The sequence below is a fragment of the Haloferax sp. ATCC BAA-644 genome, assembly GCF_000336975.1.
GTDB lineage: Archaea > Halobacteriota > Halobacteria > Halobacteriales > Haloferacaceae > Haloferax > Haloferax volcanii.
Window position 1 is genome coordinate 72,135 of the sequence record NZ_AOLF01000021.1, and the last position, 19,695, is coordinate 91,829.

Below are 19,695 nucleotides of genomic sequence, written 5' to 3' on the forward strand. Positions count from 1 at the left end.
GTCATTCAAGAATATGTTACCTAGTCAAAACGGGGGTCCTCGGAACAGATCACAGGCAGCGAAAATATTATTTTTGTACTACGCTTTCTCTGAATCGTGTCAATAATTCGGCGTAGTGTCTCTGTATTCAAGGAAGAGGGTGCAGCTTCGCTTATTCGTAGGTCAGCAGAATTCATTTCAAAGAAATTAAGAGGAGAAAATTCGACTGCTGGCTCGTATCCACTAAACTCGTCTCAACTAGCCGATCTTAGTGACGCAGAGTTACTAAGTATAGTCCAGCATGAAGCACACCGTATCGAAAAAGCGGTATATAATGAGATATTATCTGATAAATTTGAGAAGTACTCAACAAAAAGCCAGCGGGTAGACAATTGTATTGAAATCTTAGTTAATGAGAGAGGGTTTGAGATAGGTAATCCGATTATTAGTTGGGCGATTGATATTCAAAAGATAATGGATGAAGAAAGCCCAACTTGGATATCTCGACGCTCATCCCAAACCCCTGAGATTCACCTTGATAACATGGTGAATTTCACAGATTTATTGAAATCTAGACGGAGTACTCGCACCTGGGCAGATAACCAGCCTTCTGAAAAGAGACTCCGTAAGATCGCGTACCAAATGATAGAAGGTGCAAAATGGGCGCCAAACTCAGGCAATAGACAAGCATGGAGATTTAAAATCATCATAGATGATGAAAAGAAAAAATTACTCGATGGAATAAAAGAAGAACATACGGTTTCAGCCCCGCTACTGATATTCGTAGGTATGGACACACGACTATACGGAGACGTTGCTGATTCCGAAACGTCCATCTACCTTGATGCGGGCGCTGCGATCATGCAAATGGTTTTGACCGCGCATAACGCTGGCCTTGGAACTTGCTGGAATCATTTTGGGAAAGACCTCATAAAAAGCCGTGAAAGCAACAAAGAGGACTATCAAAAGTTCACGAATAGGCTGGATATTCCTGACTATATTGAACCAATGGCCATCGTTTGTGTTGGTAAGCCCGAATTTATACCACCTATCCCAGAGAGATCTGATAACGAGAGATATATTATCTCATAGCGAATTTTTGTTTATCATTTCTGCTAATTCACTAAAGTATCTTTGTTGCCAGTCAAACTCATCTAACTCTTGACCAGCTGTTTCCTCAATAAGAGGTGGAGCAATGTCAGCGATATCAACGTATCGCACTTCATCATCATACATCTCGAACCACTTAGACGAAGACGAGATTTTGTGATCTACTGTATCAATAGCGATACAGGGGGTTCTCGTAATGACTGAGAATATCATTCCATGAAACCGATCAGTAATAACAAGCTCGTGTTTAGCGAACTCACTTAGGGTCTCAGAAAGGAACTTCTCGCGCTGGTTTTTTGGTATTTTCTCGTCAAGAGTTGTATCGAACTGAGTAGCATCATAATTTGCTTCGTGAATTGAACTCAGTATCTCATTTTTTTCTTTTGAAGAGACATCTGACTCACTATCCCTTCTTAAACATAATAGAACGCCAGACCGCTCAACAGCACTTTTGACGTAGTCCTCACGATCTAACATCAACGCGAAGTCAGGATAAACATCGTCTTGGACATCAAAATACTCCTGGACGTAATCGTGACTCACTAAGTCCCTAGCGATTATCGTCAGATCTTGGTGATTGTTGTAGATCTCCCGAGATTTGTTAAGTTCTCTACGACCACGGTCTGTATTGCTGAAAAAAACTGTTTGGGGGAGTTGAATAATAGGTGTGTCCTTGAAATTCTTAACAACTTCCCGTCTAGCCCCTTCTGACCAGAGACTACGGTCGTTCAGATTCCCACCACTATGGAGGAATATAAGATCATCATCGTTAATCAAAAATTTTAACGCAGAGATGTAATCTGTTGTTTGGTTTTTGTCTAATTCAATCACATTATACTCTGGGAAATATTCATCAAACCATTTCTTGATTCCCACGACTTGAGCATGGTCTCCAATATTGTCTAGATGTCCTGGTGGTGTTATTGTATATATAATGTTCTTTTCATTTTTCATGGACTTATTGTTGTATATAAATTGTGCATTCCTAAGAGGTCTGCCAAGTCCATGGACAGTATCTAACAAGGACTTTGCAGGAGCTTCAAATGGGGTACCACTAATCCATTTTTTTAGGCCTGTGAACATCGTGTGTCTCTCCATGTCAGTACGACTTAACATTTGTCCCATCAACGTACTTGTTAAAGGTTTAAAACCAAAACCTGAAGGGTTAAAACTTGTGTGAGTACGATAACAATCACCAGAAAAGACACATTATGCGCAATCACCGACAATGGTATCAGAACATGCTCCGAACAAAAATCGATGACTTCAGCAGGCCTGCTTATAGAATAATCCATCCGTATTTAATTTAGAATGTTCAATTGTGTCTGTAATAGCACAAGACTCAGATCAACCACCAATAGATTCACAGCAATACCATATTGGGGAGAACATAGTTTTAAACAGCAGTGTGGTAGATGATAAAAAATTTGAGTAGCACTACAAACACATGTGAGGTCTTATTTAGATTGAGATGCAAAAATTTCTTCTAATTGATCTACAGCAATTCGAATATCGAATTTCGTTTCAATTGTTTCCCGGGCATTTCTGGATAGCTCAGCTCTCCAACTTTGGTTTTCAAATAGGTCAGCAATAGCGTCGACAAGTGCTTCCGAGTCCCTTGGTTCCACTAAAATTCCATCATGGCCATCTGTGATCACTTCTGGAATTGCAGAGATTCTAGTTGAGACGCATGCTGTTTGCGTTGCCATTGCTTCCCGTAGTGCAACCGGTGTAATGTCGCGGTCCCCCTCAGCAGTAACAACACATGGGAGAAGAAACACTTCTGCTTCATGCAATTCGTTCATTAGTTTTTCATCTGACACATTGTTCAGGAATGTCACATGATCTTCAATCTCAAGTTTCCGAACAAGATCTCGAAGAAATTCCTCTCGCTCTCCAGAACCGATGATATGGTACTCAATATCGTATCCTTGGTGGACAAGCTGGGAAACAGCGTCAATAGCATATTCGTGTCCTTTTTTTTCTACTAACCGAGCAACAGTCAAGAGACGCCTTGATACACAATTCTTCGACGGCTTAAACTTCTCGACATTTGTAGTCGCTGGAACAACCGACATCGGCGTCTCTACTCCTAACTCTGTTCGCAGATAGCGTTTATTATACTCTGAAGGTAAAATGATGTGATTGAATCGCGAACAGATTCTTTTCAACCGTTGGAGACTTGGTGGTGAGAATACTTCAGAGGCATGTGCAGTCACAGTACAGGGCACTTCATGATATGCGGCAGCATGGGAGACCGCAAGACGGTCTGGTGTTGCAAAATGTGTGTGTATTAGATCTACACCACCAACCTCGTCGATCACTTCCGAGATCTGCTTCGCCAGATGTAGATTGAAAGCATGGTAAATAGGATTATCAATAAATGTAGACCGTTGTAGAAGTGTCGGGTTCAAAACCCGTTGTGAGAGTAGATCAAAGACTGACTTAAATGAGGGTTGGTCTGCATAATACGTCGGAATATCCATCTCATCAACTTCTTCATGAGTTACTTTTTCATCTGGTCTATTAATTGAAAACACAGACACATTGTGATTTCGATCATCAAGTTCGTATAGCTCATTTATCACAAAGCTCTCAGAAAGTTTTGGGAACTTGCTGACGACATAGAGTATATCCATGTTAGGTAGTACGTTAAAGCACACTTATTAGTTGTCAGTTTGTCGGTTACAAGTGCACCCCACCACCGTAATCAAAATAAGTCAAGGAGATCTAACAGAGTATCGGTGCATCACCATGTGTTTAGCACGAAACTCAGGTAAAAACCACCGATAACGATCACTTCAATCACATGGCTAGCATACTATCTGGAGGCGTTCGAATAAACTGAATAAATCGGAATTGTCGACGTCTTACTGTATGATCTATGGTGGAGATGATACCGATACACTCCCACTATCATATATTACATTTCTGTCGTTGACAAACATTGGTTTTTCCTCGTAGAACTGGTGAATCCACCCATAGAAGTACAAAGAAATATCACGCTTGACGACCGGTTCATTTTGTAAGTCGTCTGTCGTCCGGGGAACACGGAAAAGCCCGTATTCACCATGTCGCAATGATGTTTTAGACATTATAGTCACATCAGATAAACGGCCTGGCAATATAGAGAGGACATACTGACTATCTGCATAGACATGATCTGTTACAAACGACTCGATCCACATCTTAGATCCTGCTTCCTCCTCATCTAAATACCTTCTCGGGGTACGGGGATCATCGAGCACCAGTCCAGCTGTGAATGCTTGAGTGATAATTAGAATTATAATGAATCCGGTGGCCGCAGACTTCATTGACAAATTACCGCTGTAGAAGTAGGAAAGCGCACCAGCTATAACGGTTATGAGAAGTGGGGTCAAACTGCCTAAAACTCTGGTAACTGGAACCCAGGCAATAGCTGCAACAACAGCGATACCAATCGCCCCACCAACAAACCCTAGTGCAGATAACGTCCGGCGAGACCGCAATCGGTGAAATAGTACAATAGATGCGAGAGACGCTCCAATCACGAGAACTCTAACATTTGATACCGTGCTGAAAACAGAGAGAACCCCCAAATCAGGCACATCTCCTGCAACAGAGGTCACGAACCCAAAATCCTGTGCTACTGTGAAGACAGTTACAGCTCGGGATACGACATACCCAGTAAGGATAGTCTGTTGAACAGCTATTAGTGTGGCAACAATCGCAATCAAATTGATTGGGAGGTCGTCCCACACCAATTTTCGGTTAGATTGTACTGTTTGAAACACTAGTCTGAGCCCAACAATTCCAACGAGGGATCCAAGAAGCATTACAAGAGGGAGTTTGTGAATCGAACTCCAGAATATCAGAAAGATTAATAATAGAAAACCATATCTCAGATCTGATTGGCGGTCGTATTTAACAACAAGTCCAGCAGAGATGGCGATTGTTACCACATGAAGAGTCTGTGCGATTGGAACCATTGCGAACTTAAAACTAGATTGGCCAACTACAGCGAAGAAGATACCTAGAGTAACGGAAACTCGTCCTGGTGAGATTACTTGAGCGAAATACCCTACCGCCAATGGGAGTGAGATGAGAACCATGATTGCAAGAATAATCGGAACCCGAGATGGGTCATCAAAAATCAAAATTAGTTCGGATAGATAAATCGGAAATCCAGAAATTGATTCATAGAAACCAACGTAGATCATATCTGTTGATCCTGTTTCAACGATTTTCTGTGCTGCAATAAAAAACCAAGAAGGATCGCGACCAGTAAATGACGAAGGGAGCAACACAGCATGAACAATGAGAAGTACGCCCCCAAGCAACCCCCCAACAGACGCCGACCAACTGAATTCTGTTTTTATAAGTGCTGCAATATAGACGAGTCCAAACAATAGAAAGCCAACCGGAAGTAACGGCCACATACGCCCTGTATCATGAATAGCGGTTCCTGTTAAGGCAGGGATTATAAGAAGAAGAATGAAAAATGACTTCTGACGCTTCATTAGCGGTACTTCCTCCTCCGAATATTTAATTTCTTGGTAGCGGAGATCGAGGTAACGAGTGGTTCAGGTGCAACATGTGGAATCATAAAGAGGTTGTATTAAAATATTCCAAGTGTGTTGAATACCTAACTTAAAATGGAAATAAAACCTAGATCGAGGCAATTTGAGTTAGAGGGAAACAGTCATTTTTCTGCACTACATAGGAAAGAATCAGTATGTCTTCCCCGACAGTTAGTGTGATTATACCTACATATAACCGTCCCGAGAAATTATTGCGAGCAGTAAATAGTGTTCTAGAACAAACTTATCAGGACATAGAAATTATTGTCATCAACGATTTTCCCGAACAAGATGTTTCTGAAGTGCTTCCAGATTATGAATCTGTTCGGTGCATTCAGCATAAACAGAATCGAGGTGCACCAGTTGCCAGAAATAATGGTATTCAATCTTCAAACGGAGAGTTTATTGCACTACTTGATGATGATGATGCTTGGAAGCCCCAGAAACTTGAAAAACAAATTGAGTATATTAAATCGGCTAGTTCCTCTGTCGGTCTGGTGTATGCAGGCCGTGAAATAATCTATAGCGATGGTAAAAAAGATGTAGAGATTTCAAATAACGATGGTTGGGTTCACCAAGAACTCCTGAAAAAGAATTTTATCCCAAGTGAAACTCCTATTATTCGGGCAGAATGCTTTGATTGCGTAGGACTGTTCGATCCAGACCTACCTAGCTGTCAGGACTACGATTTATGGCTTCGAATCGCAAAAGAGTACAAAGTTGGTGTGCTTGAGCAACCGCTAGCAATCGCCTTCCGTGACCACGAAGATAGAATTAGTAACAATATGAATAAAAAATATACTGGACACAGAATGCTAATAAAAAAGCATAACGATGACTTCAAAATGAACCCCTCAGCACTATCGAAACATCATAGACAAATTGGGATCTTCGCAATGAGGTCTAATCGAGTCTCAGAAGCTCAATCATATCTACTATCTGTATTTACATCTAATCCGTCAGATGTTATACTTCTATTCTATATGGTTCTGAATTATGCTCCAGCAAGTGTTCAAGAGAAGTTCTTCTCTCTCAAAGAGAGTTTGTACCAGTAATAGCATTGCATTTATGATGTCATCAGATGTGGAATTAAGAAATGGATAGAGGAAAATCGCCAACGATTCTAATCCGGTCTTCCCGGTCACTTCATCAGCCTCCCGCCGGCGGTGCGGGCCGATTAATGTGCAACATTGCGAGAGCACTTTCCGAATCTAATTGGGAAGTCAACATTTTGTGTCCCCGCCCGAAAAAAGAGTACAAAGAGACTGTACTAGGAGACTACGCGAATTACCATACATTTCCATATACCAACCCAACGACGTCTGTTGGACGGTTAGCTGGATCTGTGAGAGGAATAAGGAGCTATCGATCAGTATCAAATACCGTTAAACCAGATATCATACTAGACGATATTTCGCACATTCCGTTCTACCCAGCTCATTTCTTTAATGGTGGTGCCACAAATTCCGTCTTCATGCATACTGCATTTTTCAATGAGGCTTGGAATTTCAATGGTTCTTTAAAAGGTACTGTAGTTAATCTGATTGATCGTCTGTTACCCTATATGGGCAACCCTGCTGTTATTTGTGCTAGTGAAAGTACAAAGATGCGGATTGCAGAACACACGCGCATAAACCATGGCTCAATTTTGAATCCGTGCATTGACATCTCACGGTATCCATACCAGTTTAATCCAGAGTCGAAAAGGATACTATATTTAGGCCGTTTAACTCCACGGAAAAATGTGAGTTGCTTAATTAAGGCTTGGGCCAAGATTGATCCAGAATTTACTGACTACACATTATCTATAGCAGGAACTGGAAGTCGTGAAGACTCATTAAGAGAATTGGCTAATCAACTTGATATTGACAACATTGAATTCCACGGATATGTTGATGAAAAAGAAAAGGAAAGACTATATCAAGATTCGCTTCTCTTTGTCGTCCCCTCTCTCATGGAAGGTTACATGACAACTGGGATAGAAGCGCTAGCGTCCGGGACACCCGTTGTCGGATCTAATACTCATGGGATTCGTGACTATATTGAGCATGAAGAAAATGGCTATCTGTTTGATATTGATGATGAGCGAGATTTAGCAGATATGTTGGAGAGAGCACTATCAGACCCTCACTCACTTCAGCGGTTGGCAGAGAACGGACGGAAGCTGGCGGAAAATCACCGATTTGAAATATTCAAACCAAAAGCGGATCGTATCTTTAGAGGTTTAGTATAGACTATAGCTAGATATAACCGAGATCCTCTAACCTCTTCTGCGTCGCATCATCAACGTCATTCATCTCTACTGTTTGTATAGACTCGAACGAGTCTTTCCAAGATTCAAGCTTATTCTTCAACTCTGTCACTACCTCATCATCATTAGATGCAATATCTCTACGTTCCTGCGGGTCTTTTGAAACACGATATAATTCTTGAGATCCGTCTGAGCCCTGAATGTACTTGTATTCGTTGGTCCGGATAGCTCGAAGTGAGCGATCAAATTTATCCATGAGATTATGGGGATCGCCTACTCGTTTTTCAATTGACTCTCGTGAAGGTTGTGGTGAAATATATTCACTTACCACGTAGTCCCTATCTGTTGTGAGTATCGATTTACCTTGAACTTGGTTACTGAACTCCTCATTCTTGATATTTAAGCCATCCAATAGCGTTGGTGCAATATCCGTGAGTTGAACGAGACTATCATTAACTCCTTGATCGGAAAATTGCCCCCCATGGACAACCAACGGCACATGTAGAAGCGAATCATACAAACAATATTGGTGATCCATCAAACCATGATCACCAATGTTCTCGCCGTGATCTCCAAGAATCACCATGATTGTGTCATCCCATTCGCCTTCTTTTTTAAGATGATCAACCAAGTCGCCAATCATAGCGTCAGTATATGCGATTTCGGCAGCATACAGGCAACGAAGTATTTCAAAATCATCCTCAGCCAATGATATCTGATCAGTCACGTATTCCCAAGCATTCTGAGGTACGCTCATTGCCTCTTTATATGAGACATTGTTTGGGAGAAATCGCTCAGCAATTTCTTTTGGAGGTGAATATTCTAAATGGGGTTCAAGATAATTTATAAACATGAAAAAGGGTTGGCTCGGGTTATGCGATGAGACCCAGTCTTTAACCCACTTATTTGTTCTTTTTGCACCGTCGTCATCAGAGTGGCCAAATCTAATCTTCGCATACAACGCATTAAGAAGATTTTTGCCAACGTTTCCTTTGAATATCTCTTTTGCCACCGCTTTCCACATATCTGTTCCCTCATTCATCAAGCCAGCTTTACCAAGATCCGTATCTGACTGAACATACTGCCATCCTTTGAAGAATTCATCAAATCCTCTACCGAATCCGAACGGCTCACTAATCCACGCATTATTCGAGGCCGCTACTGTATCATAACCTTCGGATGAGAACACTTCTGCAATCGTGGAGTTCGTCTCGGGAAGGTGTTTGGAACCAGCATGTGCCCCATGCTTGGACGGATACTCACCCGTAAACAGGGATCCATGAGAAGGTAACGTCCAGGGAGCAGCACTAAACGCATTAGTGAACTTTGTACCAGAATTAGCAATTGAATTGATTTCGGGAGCTATTTGCTCACCATCTTTTCCTTCAAATACGAAATCAGATCTCGCAGTATCCATTACTATCAAGATCACGTTGGGTTCTTTGCTCATCTTGGGGAGAATATGTTAGTAGTCAGTAATAGGTTTACGCATACTGTCGATTATCTTTGAGAAGGTGCATCCTATATCACCTCATTTTTTCTGTCCGACTTCCCAATAAGAAGATTAGATCAATTAAGAACTGAACGCCGCATCGGAGTACATCAACTCAGCGACAAATTCCAAATTTAGTTGGCCAAAGACCCCAACAAAAACGACCCAAAGACCATCTGCAACCCAATCACGACGGCCACGGTCGCCACAACATCAGCAACTGCGATAGGCAACGCACTGAACCCACTCGAAACCCACGTAACGGCCAGGTACCCACCGTAGGCCAGCCCACAGAGCAACACGACAGACCCAATCGTCGCCCCTCGTTCTAACGAAATCCGCTCCGTGAACCAGGTCGTAAACGGATCGCTAGCCCCCCGAACCGGATCAGACGACACCGTCGAGAAGGCCCCGAACAGCATCAACTGGAACCCGGCCAACGTCAACAGGCCGCCACCGATACCGGTGTGAATCCCGAACGACGCACTCCCAATCTCGATACCACTCCAAGCCAACACCAGCGCCAACACCCCAATCACCGAAAGCCCGAACCCGGGCGCCGAGAACAGATACCCCGGCGCATTGACCAACATAAATCGAACGTGTCGCCAGCCGTCGGGGAAGCTCTCCAGGTTCGCCTCGCCCTCGCGGGGATGGTAGGTAATCGGCTTCTCGGCGATCTCTAAATCCTTCGCGCCGGCTTCCATGATCATCTCCGAAGCGAACTCCATGCCCGTCGACGAGCAGTCCATGGTCTCCCAGGCGTCGCGACTGAACACGCGCATTCCCGAGTGCGCGTCGCTCACGCCAGCGCCGTAGAACACGTTCAGGAACTTCGTCAACAGCGGGTTCCCGACGTGTTCGTGCAGCGGCGGCATCGACCCGGGGAGGATTTCACCTTCCAGACGCGACCCCATGGCCATGTCGGCCTCGCCGGAGCGAACCATGTTCAACAGCTTGGGAAGCTCCTCGAAGTCGTAGGTGCAGTCGGCGTCGCCCATGGCGATGTAGTCGCCGCGGACGCGCTCGAAGGCGTAGAGGTAGGCGTAGCCGTAGCCCTTGCCGTCGGGTTCGATGACAATCGCCCCATTCTCTGCCGCAATCTCGGGCGTGCGGTCGGTCGAGCTGTCCGCGACGACGACCTCGCCGTAAATCTGCATGTCTTCGAGGGCGGCTTTGACCCACTCGATACACTGGGCGATGCCACCTTCTTCGTTGAGGGTGGGCATCACGACCGAGAGGGGGGGTGCGATATCGCTGTCTGCGGACAGAAGTAGCTCGTCACCGCTGAGGTGGATGTCCGAGGCAGACTGCCCGTTCGTCGCTCCCTGCTGTGGAGCGTCTACGGGGGGTTCTGATTGGGATCTCGTGCTCATGTACTGGATTCCTCCGTGTCACTAGTGGGTGTGTCTGCGAGGGGCGGCAAGCGTACACACTCCGAGTTGACGCGTACTATCAGATAGACGAAAGCACACCTATAAAGAATTTGGCCTCTTACGACTTCCAGGATATCCTAGGACTTACGAGACCTCTATAGTGAGAGCCACGGACCGAAGAGTTCACCCGTGATACTCACCGATGTGTCCTCAAAAAATCTGTTTCTTCCCACGACCGTCCAGGACGGTTCGAGGATGGACACGCGCTGTGACGCCGAGGCTGAGCGGTCGCCGCGGCCGGACTCGCACCGAGTCGTCGGTGTGCGTCGAGTGCGGCACAACCGCCTGATGACGGCGTGTCGCTAGTGGTCTCCCGCGACGGACCGGTGCGTTTGGGACCACAGCACTAACGGACATATGGCTGTTTTATCTAGCTGCCGTTACTGCTCGTCGACGCGCTCGCACAAAAGTCGGTTAGTGGTTCGTTCAGCCGTTGTACGTCCAACTCTGGAGCGTCGAAGAGCTGGAACCGGAGTCGGAGGTCCAGACTACGCGGACCGTTTCGCCGGAGTCGAACGAGCTGTCGTTCGCAGTGACGGTAATCGAGCTCCCTGCGGTGATTTCGGTTGCTGAACCGTCGATGTCCGCCCAGGTGTCGCCGTCGTCACCCACGGGCCCCGAGATAGTGACGCTGTCTGCGTCAATCGAGGTTCCGCTTTCGTGAGTGATCGTGAGAGCACCCGAGGAGCTGTTGTAGTCGAAGTCGAAACTCGCTTGCGGCGACGTTTCGCTGACTTGGTCGCCGAGACCGAGGACGAACGTGCCGATGACGGCCGCGAGAATGACCGTAATCGCGACCATGAGAATCACGCCGATAACCGGTGAGACGGCGGAATCGTCGTTGAAGAGAGTTGTGAGTTGCATTGGAAGTTCCTGCGCCCGGACAGGGAGTGGTCGACGTGCGATGCCGACAGTGGAAGCGACGTTCGGCGCTCGTCGACGATGTACCCACCTGCGGGGCTTAGATAGCCATTCAAACGGCTTGCTATTAAAAGCAGATTGAGCAATCGTAACATAGCACGGGCGGTCTGCACCGGGGTCGTCGCGGGCCGGCCGGCGCGCGCAGTCGCCCGTCAACGTCAATCGGTGGCGGTCCATCCGTTGTCGCAGTCACCACGCACGCGACCGCATCGGCAACGAGCGAACACTGTGTGGAGACACTTCACGGCCAAAACTCTCAGACACAGATATATTATTTACCTCTGATAAATAAAATCGAACCCCAAATTAGATATCTAGATATATTCCAAAATATATATTTTAAATGCGGATACTTTCTGAAAAAGTACGTTATATGGAAAAATGTGCAGTTAAATTCTGATATCTGAACTCTTTTCCCCTGCCATCCTGCTGTGAATTATATCTGAGATTAAATTATATCCAAAATTAGTCTGGATATTTACTATTTTCACCACGGCCGACGTGCGACGCGAGATGACTCGTCGGTCGCCTAGCCAGTCGTCTCGGCGGGAGACCCACAACGCGCGGGACCGGCCCCGGTTGCGGTGGTGAGAAGGGCGTCAGTCGGCGTCGTTCTGTTCCGTTCGGTCAGCCACTCCGTCCCACGCACAGAGTTGCAGCGCGTTCCGGAGGTGGAAGTCTTTCTCGTCGGGATCGTCCGTTTCGAGCGCTTTGTGGAGGGGATCTTTGGTCTGCTCGACGAACCGGGACGGCCCACTCATCGCTGTGACGCCCCCATATCAGTTGTTCCCTGCCCAGGGACATCCCGAGTACCGCGACGTACCAAATTGTACAACCCAACCATCATGTCTAATAGCTAATCTAATCTAAAAAGTGTTTCTAGACCGTCTACCTCTTATGTGGTGTCTCCTCGGTGCGCCTTGATTCAAGCCGGGGCACTGATAATTCTGCGACACGAAGACGCGAAGACCTGACTCCCGGTCGGCTTGAGACAGTTGAGTTGAGATTCGGCCCGAGTTGGCCGAGGAAAACTGACCGTAGTACTAGTCCCGAGCGAACCCGACCTGGTAGTAATCGGGCGTTTCGGGGCAGTCTTTTTTCTTTCGCGTCCAGCGGTACGTGCTGTCCGTGTCGATGCTGTTGTCTCGCGTGTAGATTCGGAGCAGTTCCCCCTCGAGCGGGCCGCTCTCGTATTTGAAGTTCCACCACGGGAACGGGAGCGCGCCGCCTTTCCCGGGGGGGAACCGTCCGCCTTGGCCGTTACACCGGAACGGAAGCGAGTCATCGCGACAGGAGCCGTCGGGCGTCCGGTTGTCGCACGTTTCGGCTTCGAGAATGACGAACGACTCGTCCGGGTAGTACTCGTCTTCCTTGACGACCGCTTGGCCGCCTTTGCCGTTGGCGGCTGCTGTCCCCGCGGCGAGGAAGAGCGCCCCCGCACCGGCTGACGCTTGCAGCACCCGTCGGCGCGAGACCTCATCGGAGCCAGATGTCTCCCGGTCGGCCGCCGACGTATCCGGCGAATTTGACAGTGGCATCATACAGCCCACTCGGACGACGCTAATCAAGATTCCGTCAGACAGCTGTTCGCTGGCTGTCGTGTCGAGTCCGACGCCATATTTATAACGATTGTTGATGAATTACACGGTGGGGGATCGCAACAGATGTACAACCAGCACGGGGGAGTGCCTGACGACGAACAATCGACACAGCAAGTCATCCAACCGGCGGAGATTAACGCGGCTGAGCACTACATCTGTAGTCTCATCGGTCTCGTCACCGTGGTCGGTGTAGTCGTCCTCTTCACCCCGCTTTTGGTCGCACTCACGCGACCCTTCCAGCAACTGTCGGCTACCGCCTTCGTCTTCGTCCTCGCGACGGTCTGGTTGCTCGTCTGGCTGGGGACGGAACTGGTCTGGGAATGGCAAACCGGACGACTCTTTCCCTGAGCCGTTTTTCGGCTAACCTCTGTCGTGAGCGGCGGGAAAGCACGCCGACATCGGCTAATTGTCAACCATTCATTAAATCTACCGACCCTCGCCTCACCGAGTATTAGGCTGGCCTAAAAATCGATGGCTTTTTATTTATTTAGGCAAGCCTAAAGTCTGCATGACAGCGAAAATCGACCGCGAAACTGGCGGAATAGTTGGCTTAGTAATGCTTCTTTGTTTACTCACGGTCGGAAGTGTCGTGGGTGCTGCGGCAGCGGCACCCGCGCATACCGCCGTTACCGGAGTGAGTATATCCGAGGAGGACCCCGAAACCGGCGACCGTATTATAATCACACCGACAATTAGTCATTCTGGGTCGGGGAGCGGCAGCTTCGAAGTCACGGAGGTAACGGTGGAGGACAGTTCTGGAACGAAACATAGCGAAGCGAACCAAATCGGCGTGCTCGGCGCTGGCGACACCGCCGAAGTGCCGGTGAGCGCGCGCTTCGCCACCGCCGGCGATAAGCGACTGACCGTCCACGTCCGCGGCCGCTATTACGACTCCGACGGTGCGACCTCGGAAATCGTCCACCTCAAGCATCCGGTGTTCGTCACGGTCTCGGAACCGAGCACGTCGACGACGGTTCCGCCCCGCGTCCACATCGAGACGCACAACGCAGTCGCCGAGACTGACACTACCGTGACCGTCACGGTGTCGAACGGTGACGACGAGGCGCTGACGGACCTGTCGCTTCGACTCGACTCGATTGACGGCGAAATGCAGAGCCGGACCGCGATCACGCCGGTTCTCGCCGCCGAAAACTCGACGACCTACGAGTTCACGGTCGAACCGTCCGAGGCGGGCGAAACCGCGCTCAAGGCGACGCTCCGCTACAACGACGGCGAATCCGTCGAAGCGTTCGACGCCGTACAGGTCGAGTCGCTTCGGGACGACGTGTCGGTCTACGCGACCGCGTTCGAGGAAAACGAGACGGTCTCCGTTCGGTACCGCGTCACCAATCACGGGAACGCACCCATCGACAACGTCGTCATCTCGGGCGTGTCGGACGAGTCGCAACTGCCGACCACTACGCTCCAGTCGGTCGGTGCCGCGACCTCGGAGACGGTCGTCGTCGACGTGAACGAGCGTCCGTCGGACACCGCAACGGTCGCGGCGACCTACGACATCGGCGAGACGACTGGCCGGGCGACGCAGTCGGTGCAGTTCGATTCGTCGGCAAGCGCCTCGGGCACGAACGCGCTCACCGTGAACCTCGGTAGTGCGGACCCCTCGAACTCATCGACGTTCCTACTCAGCGGCTTCTTCGGTGGGCTCGTGGTGACCGCGCTGTTGTTCACTGGTCGCCGGTGGGTCCGAGACGACTGAGCGCTGTGCCCGTACACCCCCGTCGGTCGGTCCCCGCTGTCCCTCCCGTCGCCGTGAGACCCTTCTTGCCGACAGCAAGCACTCCCGACAGTCATTTTGCGTAACGTACTCGCACTAGTCGCCAGTACCGCGTGTGCTGTCGGACTCAGCGATAAATCCGATCAGCGAGGTGCTCTTGAATCTCGCTGTTCAGCTGTTCACCGTCGACCGAGCCGGTCGTCGCTTGCCGAAACAGCACCCCCGCCACGAACGTGATGATATGCTCGCTGGTCCGCTCGGGGTTCACCGGCTTGAACTCGCCCCGTTCGATGCCTTCTTCGATGGTCTCCGTGAGCCGCCGTTTGACCCTGGTCTCCGACTCGGTGAAAATCGAGCGGTAGTCCGGGTTCGAAGCCGACTGCGTTCGCAACTCGACGTACGTCTTCGCGAGCTGTGTCAGTTCGGCCTCTGGCTGGCAACTCACCGGCTGCGCCGCGACGAACAGGGTCAGAAACCGTTCGAGCTCTTCGCGCGGTGTCGTGTCCTCCTGTTCGAAGATTTTCGCGAGGAACCGTCGATGCACGACGTCTAAGAGTTCCGCCAGTAACGACTCTTTGTTGTCGTAGTAGTGGTAGATAACCGACTTGCTAATACCGACTCGGTCGGCGATTCGCGAGATGGAAATGCCGCTGTAACCGGACTCGAGTAATATCTGGTGGGTCGCTTCGAGGATCGCCTGTTGTGTCTGATGGCGATCGGAGTCTACTGAATCCGAGAAGTTCGTCATGAATTCTGAAATCGTCAGCCCGGAGGGTCTACCGTACGTAGTGTCGAAGCGTACTTAACGGTGTCTTTGGCTGGGGTCGACCGCCGTGTGCCGACCGCGCGTCTCTCCGTTACGCGTCGTCCGAAGCATCTGCGTCCGCAACGGCCTGGAGCGCGGTCAACTGTGCGGTCGGGTCGATTCCGCCGAGGAGGACTAACACGCTGAGTGCGTCCGCGTCCGGCCGCGGGTCGTCGCCGTTTCGAATCTCCAAACTCCCCGTCTGGTCTTCGATCCAGCCTTGGTTCTGGCTGATCGCGTCTCGGTTGAGCCACGCCGGCCGCCCGGTGATAACGAGCAAACCGCGCGACGCCGACCCGATATCACAGGAGATCGTCAGCTGTCCGCGGACGGCCTCTCGCGTCTGTGTCGTGATTCGGTTGAGCGATTCGATCTGGTCGACGGATTCGGTGTCGTCACCGACGAGTCGCTTGAGACGCCCCACCACGCTCGTATCGCGCGGCGGGAGCGGGCGCTCGGAATACCCCAGCGTTGCGAGTCCGCCACCCCGAAGCGTGTTCATAATTTCCGAGGCGTCGACGACGCTTGCGCCGACGTCGTCGGCGGTCGTGACCTCGCCCGCCGCGAAGAGCGTGCCGAGACGGCGTGCGAGCTCCGCGTTGAGCGTGTCGTACGCCTCGTCGGAGATCGGTTCGTCGTCGTCTTTGACCCACGACGCCGTGTCGAATCCGAAGACGTGGTCCGTGTTCGACACGAGCTGGCGGAGCGACCGCAACGTGTTCGACGCGCGCTGTTGGTCCGTCGTCGAGGTCGAAAAGACGGCGACCCCGTACACCGGCTGGTCGTACACCTCCGAGAGCCGCTCGGCGAGCACCGCGGCGGTCGGGCCGCCGGTCCCGCCGCCGAGACCGGCACAGACGACGAAGGCGTCACTCGCTGCAATCGGCGCGTCGTCGGTCGGTTCGAGGAGTTTTCGATGCTCGTCTGCGGCGGCGGCAGCGCCGCGCTCGGCGTCACCGTCGAAGCCCCGTCCGTTGGTTTCGGTCGCACCGAACAGCACGCGTGCGTCTTCGGGAATCAGCTCTAAGGCGTCGAGGTCGGCCGCGGTCGTATCGCAGGCGGCCGCGCCGCTGATGAAATCCGGCTTGCGCCGTCGCTCGTACTGTAACAGTTGTTCGACGACTCTCCCTCCTGCCTTCCCTGCTCCAAAGCAGAACACGTTCATGTTGTCTGCTCTGCGACGTACCGAGCGAAAAAAATCCCGGTCTCTCGCGGCTTCGCGCGACGCCCCGTTGGGACTCCGGGACGTGCCGGCGGTTCGGCTTTCAGCGTGAGCGTCGCCGGGGTTACACCGCACCGCCGGCGCCGTCCGGGCCGCTCGCCGCGTCGGTCGACTCGGCGTCCTCGCCGTGGACGAGTCGCGCCCAGACGACGAGTGCCGGCGGTAAGACGACGAGCGATGCCACGTACGAGTACAGAATCGAGACTCCGGTCAGGAGTCCGAACTGACCCAGAATCGGCGTAATCGCGATGACGAGCACGCCGATTCCGGTCACCGTCGTCAGCATGCTGCCGGTCAGCGCACCGCCGGTCCCGCGCACCGTGTCGGTCAGCGCGGCGAACACGTCGGTTCCCTCGTCGTACTCCTCGGCGAAGCGGTGGACGAGGTGTGCGGAGTAGTCGATGCCGAGACCGATACCGATCGATAGAATCGTCCCGGTCATCACGTTGAACGGGATGTCGAGATACCGCATCGTCGTGGCGATGGCGGCGACGGTCACGACGATCGGGACCAGATTCACCACGCCGAGCGAGGGCCGCCCTTCCAGCAGGGCGTAGATGAGGACCAGGAAGACCGCCGAGCCGGCGAGTGCGAGCACGAGGCTGATGAACGCCGACTGGGCGATGACGTCGGAGACGGCTTTCAGGATGACGACGTTCCCGGTGGCCGTCGCTTCCACGCGGTAGCGGTCCGCGACCGTACGCGTGTCTTCGGTCACGTCGGCCTGGCTGGCGTCGGATTCGACCGCGTACTCGACGCGCGCGGAAGTGTAATCGTCGGTGATGTAGTTGAGCGCCTGATCGCGGGCCGGCGACGCGAGGAGCGCGTCGTATATCTGCTTGAGGTTGTCGTCGGGGATGCCGTTCGCGTCGCGGTCGTTCCGCGCGACGAGCGCCGCGAACTCGGGGTCCCGCTCCGCGTAGCTCTGGATGACGGTGACGATGCTCGTCTCCCGCGCGTGGCCGTCGTCGACGACGAAGCTGTCGGGGGGGCTGTTCCCGGCCCGCCAGATGGATTCTAAGGTACCACCGTCCGTAAGCGACCCCTCGACGTACACCGTCGTGACGTCTTCCTCGCCGGTCTGGAAGTTGTCTTCGAGGAAGTTCGTCGTCTCGGTCACGGTGTAGTCACGCGGTTGTAGCTGTTGGGGGAACAGTTCGAGATACTCCGGGTTGTCCTCCGGCGGGAGGAACGAATCCTGCGTGAAGCGACTGTCGACGCCCGACCCGTAGTACCCCATCCACGCGGTACTCACGACCAGCAGGACGAGGAACGCCTTCGGGGCGAGGCGCGCGATGTGAATCCCGACCGGGAGAATCTTCCCGAGGACCGAGTCTTCCGCACCGAGTGGCTCGGACCCGAACTCGGGGAAGCCGACCCGCTCTCGGAGGCTGTCGAGATACACCTTCGCCGCCGGCAGGAAGATGCCGAAGATGAAGAAGGTAAACACGATGCCGACGGCCGCGACGATACCGAAGTCGCGGATGGGCCCGAGTTCGCTCGACGCGTTGGCCGCGAAGCCGATGACCGTCGTTCCCGTCACGATAGTGAACGCGACGAGAAGTTGGTCGGTCGCCGTCCGCATCGACTCGTGGATGCCGAAGCCCTCGGTCCGCTCTTCGCGGTAGCGATTGATGGCGTGAATCCCGAAGTCGATGCCGACCGCGAGGAGAAGCGGCGGCACCGCGATGAGCATCTGTGAGAACGCGATTCCGGCCAAGCCCATGAAGCCGAACGTCCAGAGGACGGCCATCGCCAGCGAGATGACCCCGATCAGGAGGTCGATTGGGTCGCGGTACGCGAACACCAAGAAAAACAGGATCAAGACGACCGCCGCCGGCACGACGAGTGCGAGCGAATCGCCGATGACCGAGGAGAACTCCTCGGAGAGGATTCCGCTGCCGAACACCCGAATATCCCCGCCGACGGAGCCGACGATGAACTCGGCGTGTCGTTGAATCTCCGTCAGCGGACTGTCGCCGCCCGTCCCGGCCGAGTCGGACACCTCCGTCGTGAGCGAGTGCGTGACGATGCCGATCGTCGCGGACGCCGATGCGGAACGCGCGTTGAAGTCCTCGCTCAGACTCGACCGAACCGACGGGTTTTGTTCGACGGCGACTTGGACTGCGCGGTCGATCTCCGTCGGCGTCGCCTGTTCGACGGCGTCGATCTCTTCCTCGATGGTTGTCGCCGAGGGGTCTATGGCTCTGGCGACGGCGCGGGCGACGCTCGTCGTCTGTACGACAGATAGCTCGGGATTGGCCTGCAACCGCTGTTGGGCCTCGAGCATCCGGAGTAGCTCGGGCTTCGACAGGACGTTCGACCCCGATTGGATGAGCTGTGTCGTACCGGTGTCTTCCTCGAACGTCACCCGCTCGAAGTTGTCGTTGACCTCTTCGAACGCTTGGTACGCGGCGACGTCTTCGGTAAACTGACTGGTTCCAGACGAGGTTCCAGACTGTCCGAGTCCGGCGGAAAACCCCGCCGAAAGCAGTAAGAAGACGAGGAGCACCGTCTTCGGCTGGTCGACTATCCAGCCGTCGACGACGTCGATGTAGTGCTGGTAATCGATCTGGAGGTCCAT

General features: G+C 51.8%; 16 protein-coding genes and 1 pseudogene. 5 read left to right on the forward strand and 12 right to left on the reverse strand.

Annotation, left to right across the window (positions count from 1 at the left end):
- Positions 1-96 precede the first annotated feature (96 nt).
- Positions 97-1,071 carry a nitroreductase family protein gene (locus C458_RS18110; protein ID WP_152418128.1) on the forward strand — a complete coding sequence of 325 codons (975 nt, stop codon included), beginning with the start codon at positions 97-99 and terminating at the stop codon, positions 1,069-1,071.
- On the opposite strand, the gene C458_RS09160 is transcribed toward C458_RS18110, so the two are convergent.
- The 3 genes from C458_RS09160 to C458_RS18115 form a co-directional block, all read right to left on the reverse strand.
- Positions 1,066-2,187 carry a polysaccharide pyruvyl transferase family protein gene (locus C458_RS09160; protein ID WP_160162993.1) on the reverse strand — a complete coding sequence of 374 codons (1,122 nt, stop codon included), beginning with the start codon at positions 2,185-2,187 and terminating at the stop codon, positions 1,066-1,068. The two genes, C458_RS18110 and C458_RS09160, sit on opposite strands and share 6 nt — an antisense overlap.
- A 359-nt stretch (positions 2,188-2,546) precedes the next feature.
- Positions 2,547-3,728, reverse strand: a complete 1,182-nt coding sequence (locus C458_RS09165) for a glycosyltransferase (protein ID WP_239638743.1) — start codon at positions 3,726-3,728, stop codon at positions 2,547-2,549.
- Between the two features lie 243 nt (positions 3,729-3,971).
- Entirely contained in the window at positions 3,972-5,588 is a 1,617-nt protein-coding gene (locus tag C458_RS18115) for a hypothetical protein (RefSeq protein ID WP_152418130.1), read from the reverse strand.
- A gap of 215 nt (positions 5,589-5,803) precedes the next feature.
- Here C458_RS18115 and C458_RS09170 point away from each other — a divergent pair, with 215 nt between their 5' ends.
- Together C458_RS09170 and C458_RS17865 are read left to right on the forward strand one after the other, a co-directional pair.
- Positions 5,804-6,703: a glycosyltransferase family 2 protein gene (locus C458_RS09170; RefSeq protein WP_008575116.1), complete on the forward strand. Its 900-nt coding sequence runs from the start codon at positions 5,804-5,806 to the stop codon at positions 6,701-6,703.
- Positions 6,704-6,744: 41 nt separating this feature from the next.
- Complete coding sequence (locus tag C458_RS17865; RefSeq protein ID WP_081603248.1) at positions 6,745-7,881, forward strand: glycosyltransferase family 4 protein; 1,137 nt, start codon at positions 6,745-6,747, stop codon at positions 7,879-7,881.
- Positions 7,882-7,888: 7 nt separating this feature from the next.
- On the opposite strand, the gene C458_RS17870 is transcribed toward C458_RS17865, so the two are convergent.
- The 5 genes from C458_RS17870 to C458_RS09190 form a co-directional block, all read right to left on the reverse strand.
- Positions 7,889-9,349: a sulfatase gene (locus C458_RS17870; RefSeq protein ID WP_008575118.1), complete on the reverse strand. Its 1,461-nt coding sequence runs from the start codon at positions 9,347-9,349 to the stop codon at positions 7,889-7,891.
- A gap of 176 nt (positions 9,350-9,525) precedes the next feature.
- Positions 9,526-10,767 carry a low-salt glycan biosynthesis hexosyltransferase Agl6 gene (gene agl6 / locus C458_RS09180; protein WP_008575119.1) on the reverse strand — a complete coding sequence of 414 codons (1,242 nt, stop codon included), beginning with the start codon at positions 10,765-10,767 and terminating at the stop codon, positions 9,526-9,528.
- Between the two features lie 486 nt (positions 10,768-11,253).
- A complete protein-coding gene (locus C458_RS09185) occupies positions 11,254-11,691 on the reverse strand; it encodes a type IV pilin (protein WP_008575122.1) in 438 nt (145 codons plus the stop codon).
- A gap of 656 nt (positions 11,692-12,347) precedes the next feature.
- Entirely contained in the window at positions 12,348-12,509 is a 162-nt protein-coding gene (locus C458_RS18455) for a hypothetical protein (RefSeq protein WP_008575124.1), read from the reverse strand.
- Between the two features lie 282 nt (positions 12,510-12,791).
- On the reverse strand, positions 12,792-13,286 hold the full coding sequence (locus tag C458_RS09190) for a hypothetical protein (protein WP_239638744.1): 495 nt from the start codon (positions 13,284-13,286) through the stop codon (positions 12,792-12,794).
- A 126-nt stretch (positions 13,287-13,412) separates the two neighbouring features.
- On the opposite strand from C458_RS09190, the gene C458_RS09195 reads away from it, so the two are divergent.
- Together C458_RS09195 and C458_RS09200 are read left to right on the forward strand one after the other, a co-directional pair.
- Positions 13,413-13,697: a hypothetical protein gene (locus C458_RS09195; protein WP_008575127.1), complete on the forward strand. Its 285-nt coding sequence runs from the start codon at positions 13,413-13,415 to the stop codon at positions 13,695-13,697.
- Positions 13,698-14,091: 394 nt separating this feature from the next.
- Positions 14,092-15,066 (forward strand): CARDB domain-containing protein, encoded by a 975-nt coding sequence (locus C458_RS09200; protein WP_008575129.1) that lies wholly within the window; start codon positions 14,092-14,094, stop codon positions 15,064-15,066.
- Between the two features lie 145 nt (positions 15,067-15,211).
- Here C458_RS09200 and C458_RS18720 read toward each other — a convergent pair whose 3' ends face one another.
- The 4 genes and pseudogenes from C458_RS18720 to C458_RS09215 form a co-directional block, all read right to left on the reverse strand.
- Positions 15,212-15,529, reverse strand: coding sequence for a TetR family transcriptional regulator C-terminal domain-containing protein (locus C458_RS18720; RefSeq protein WP_239638756.1), 318 nt, complete (start codon positions 15,527-15,529; stop codon positions 15,212-15,214).
- Positions 15,530-15,649: 120 nt separating this feature from the next.
- A pseudogene (locus C458_RS18725) lies at positions 15,650-15,832 on the reverse strand (TetR/AcrR family transcriptional regulator); the annotation flags it as partial.
- A gap of 109 nt (positions 15,833-15,941) precedes the next feature.
- Positions 15,942-17,054 carry a tubulin-like protein CetZ6 gene (gene cetZ6, locus C458_RS09210; protein WP_008575132.1) on the reverse strand — a complete coding sequence of 371 codons (1,113 nt, stop codon included), beginning with the start codon at positions 17,052-17,054 and terminating at the stop codon, positions 15,942-15,944.
- Positions 17,055-17,175: 121 nt separating this feature from the next.
- Positions 17,176-19,695 carry an RND family transporter gene (locus C458_RS09215; RefSeq protein ID WP_008575134.1) on the reverse strand — a complete coding sequence of 840 codons (2,520 nt, stop codon included), beginning with the start codon at positions 19,693-19,695 and terminating at the stop codon, positions 17,176-17,178.